This is a genomic window from Rathayibacter sp. AY1D2 (genome assembly GCF_002932695.1).
Classification (GTDB): domain Bacteria; phylum Actinomycetota; class Actinomycetes; order Actinomycetales; family Microbacteriaceae; genus Rathayibacter.
Genome location: NZ_PSVX01000113.1, coordinates 1 through 3,244, shown reverse-complemented (window position 1 = coordinate 3,244; position 3,244 = coordinate 1). Strand labels below are relative to the sequence as shown.

Here is a 3,244-nt window from a genome sequence, read left to right as displayed (position 1 = left end):
CGGTGGTAGCCGACGCGGGCGTAGGCGTAGGAGGGGAGGGCCGCGTCGATGCCCCAGACGCTGTCGGCGAGCAGTGCCCAGGCCAGCGGGGAGCGCGGGTGGGCGGCGGCGAGGGCGGCGAATTCGACGGCTCCCGGGTTCGCGTGCTTCGCGAGGGCCGCGGTGACCGCGGGCTCGTCGGGGAGGAGGGTCGGTTCGGGGCCCAGCAGGTTCTCGCCACTCATGCCTCCCAGGCTATCCCGCTCGCGGCTGTGCGGGTCCGGGGTCCGGCCGTCCGGCGCACGACGGTCGTCCCTCCACAGGGGCGTCAGCGGAGGGAGCCGGGCGGTTCGCCGGTCGTCGCCGTCGTGCGCGGGGGTGCCGCCGATAGCATCGACCCATGGCGACGAACCGCAGTGAAGTCGAGGCCTGGCTCACGGACATGGACGGCGTGCTGGTGCACGAGAACAAGGCGCTCCCCGGCGCGCCCGAGCTGATCCAGGAGTGGACCGATTCGGGCACGCCGTTCCTGGTGCTGACGAACAACTCGATCTTCACGCCGCGGGATCTGGCGGCGCGGCTGCGCGGGTCGGGGCTGCACGTGCCGGAGGAGCGGATCTGGACGAGCGCTCTGGCGACGGCGGACTTCTGCGCGTCGCAGAAGCCGGGCGGGAGCGCGTTCGTGATCGGCGAGGCGGGGATCACCACCGCGCTGCACGAGGCGGGCTTCATCATGACGGAGACGGCGCCGGACTACGTGGTCGTGGGCGAGACCCGCAACTACAGCTTCGAGGCGATCACGAAGGCGATCCGCCTGATCGTCGCGGGTGCGCGCTTCATCGTCACCAATCCCGATGCGACGGGGCCGAGCGCCGAGGGCGTGCTCCCGGCGACGGGGGCGATCGCGGCGCTCATCACGAAGGCGACGGGCAAGGATCCGTACGTCGTCGGCAAGCCGAACCCGATGATGTTCCGCTCGGCGATGAACAAGATCGGCGCGCACAGCGAGAACACCGGGATGATCGGCGACCGGATGGACACCGACATCGTCGCGGGCATCGAGGCGGGCCTGCACACCGTGCTGGTGCTGACGGGGATCAGCGACGAGGCCGAGATCGAGCGCTACCCGTTCCGCCCGGACGAGGTGCTGAGCGGGGTGCACGAGCTCCTGTCGTCGGAGCCGCTGGAGTCGGAGTTCCCGCCGGATTCAGCGGTCTGAGTCCCGGCAGCGGGCCGGGCGCCGGTTCCTGACACGGCACCGCGGCTCGCGGGGGTCAGAAGCGGACGTGCTGCAGCACCCAGGCGTGCATCGCGACGGCTGCCGCCGCCGAGGCGTTGATCGACCGGGTCGAGCCGAACTGCGTGATCTCGAGCACGGCCTCCGAGGCGGCGATCGCCTCCTCCGAGAGGCCGGGTCCCTCCTGCCCGAACAGCAGGAGGCAGCGCTCGGGGAGCCGGTAGGTCTCGAGCGGCACGCAGCCCGGGACGTTGTCGACGGCGAGGAGGGGCACGTCCGCCTCCGCGGCCCACTGCACGAGGTCGGCCACCGTCTCGTGGTGCTGGACGTGCTGGTAGCGGTCGGTGACCATCGCGCCGCGCTTGTTCCACCGCCGCCGGCCGACGATGTGGACGCCCTCCGCGCCGAACGCGTTCGCGCTGCGGACGATCGAGCCGATGTTCATGTCGTGCTGCCAGTTCTCGATCGCGACGTGGAACGGGTGCCGCGTGCGGTCGAGCTCCGCGACGATCGCGTCCATCCGCCAGTAGCGGAAGCGGTCGACCACGTTGCGCGCGTCGCCACGCTCCAGCAGCTCCGGGTCGAGGCGGTCGTCCTCGGGCCGCTCGCCCTGCCAGGGGCCGACGCCGTTCGTGGTGAGCTCCACGGAGGCGGTGGGTCCGGTCGCGGGGGTCGCCTCGTTCTCCTGCACGACGAGCGATCCTACTGGGCGCTCCGCGGCTCGGCCGGGTGCACCGGGCCGGTGCCCGGCGGCGTCCCCCGAAGCCTGAGGGACGGCGCGCGTCAGGCCGCGGGAGTGCCGGCGAGGGAGCCGGTCAGCTCGCCGCCGCCCGCCCGGTCGACGAAGCAGTAGTAGCTGCGCTCGCCCGCGTCCCACTGCTCCTGGGTGACGGGGAACGCACCGGCGACCTGCACGTCGCCGTAGGTCTCGGCCGCGGCGACGTCCACGACGCCCTGCGCCTGGCAGAGCGAGGAGACGGTGACGGCCAGGGCGTCCTGGCCGGGGAACGCCGCATCGGTCAGCTCCGCGGTGGAGACGAGCTGGGCGGAGTGGGCCCCCGCGCAGTCCACGACGGTGAACTCCTCCGCCCAGACGGAGTCGAAGGGCTCGACGCACTCGCCGCCGAGGAGCGCGCTCCAGGCCCAGGTGCCGACGGGCAGCGGTCCGACGGTCGGGAGGGTCGCGGTCGGCGTGGGCGAGGGGGTCGGCTCCGCCGTGGGCGTCTCGCTGACGACCGGGACGGCCTGCGGCTCTGCTCGGCCGCCGGCGCTCCCGACGGCGATGCCGATCGCGAAGAGCCCGGCGAGGAGGATCACCGTACCCGCCGCGATCAGGCCGATCAGGAGCCGGCGTCGGCTGAGCGTGCGCCACGCGGGCGCTGCGGCGGGCGCCGAGTCGCGTTCGCGGCTCTCGGGTCGGGACCGGGCGGAGCGGCGCTTCCGCGGCGGAGCGGCGTTGACGTGGGCGGCCGCGGGAGCGGTGCGGAAGGGCGCGGGCTCGGCGCGGTCGGCGGGCTCGGCGGCCGGCTCGAGGTTCCACGAGTAGGCGCCGGCGGTCTCGCGCCACAGCTCCTCGTCGCCGCCGTCCTCGTCGGGCTCGTCCTGCGGAGCGACGACCTGCTCCCACACGGGCGGCTGGTCCCAGTCCCCGCGCGGGTCGGGCCACTCGTAGACGGCGGGCGGAGTCGGCTCGCGCGGAGTCGGCGGGGTGGCGCCGACCGGGCGTCCGTCGGCGGGGGAGGGGACGCCGGAGCGGCCCGCCGGGTCGACGTCGGTCGAGGATCCGACATCGGGCTCGTCGTCCGGCCGGTGGGCGCTGCGCAGCCCGGCGGGGGCGGTCGGAAGGTCGGCGGGAGGGTCGGTGTGCGGCAGGACCGGGCGCACGGAGTCCGCCCCGCGGCGGTGCACCTCGGTGCGGCCGGCATCGGTGGAGGCGTCGGAGCCGGAGCCGGAGCCGTCGGCATCGTCGTCGCGTAGGGGAGCGAAGAACGCGTCGAAGGCGTCCTCGTCGGACACGTCCGCGTCGGA

The 3,244-nt window shown here is 74.2% G+C and carries 4 protein-coding genes; 1 reads left to right on the top strand and 3 read right to left on the bottom strand.

Translation table 11 applies throughout. The annotated features are described in order from the left end of the window. A partial coding sequence (locus C5D04_RS17565) for a DUF3151 family protein (protein ID WP_146087903.1) occupies nt 1-224 on the bottom strand: 224 nt, incomplete at its 3' end. Between the two features lie 155 nt (nt 225-379). Between C5D04_RS17565 and C5D04_RS17560 the strand changes: the two genes are divergently transcribed. Beyond that, nucleotides 380-1,198, top strand: a complete 819-nt coding sequence (locus C5D04_RS17560; RefSeq protein ID WP_104225721.1) for an HAD-IIA family hydrolase — start codon at nt 380-382, stop codon at nt 1,196-1,198. Between the two features lie 55 nt (nt 1,199-1,253). On the opposite strand, the gene C5D04_RS17555 is transcribed toward C5D04_RS17560, so the two are convergent. Continuing rightward, nucleotides 1,254-1,907 (bottom strand): TrmH family RNA methyltransferase, encoded by a 654-nt coding sequence (locus C5D04_RS17555; RefSeq protein WP_104225722.1) that lies wholly within the window; start codon nt 1,905-1,907, stop codon nt 1,254-1,256. 92 nt (nt 1,908-1,999) lie between these two features. Next, nucleotides 2,000-3,244 (bottom strand): septum formation family protein (locus C5D04_RS17550; protein ID WP_219815048.1); only part of this gene is annotated, 1,245 nt, incomplete at its 5' end.

Coding starts and splice junctions, on each gene's coding strand:
- C5D04_RS17560 (WP_104225721.1), top strand. CDS start 380: ATGGCGACGAACCGCAGTGAAGTCGAGGCCTGGCTCACGGACATGGAC.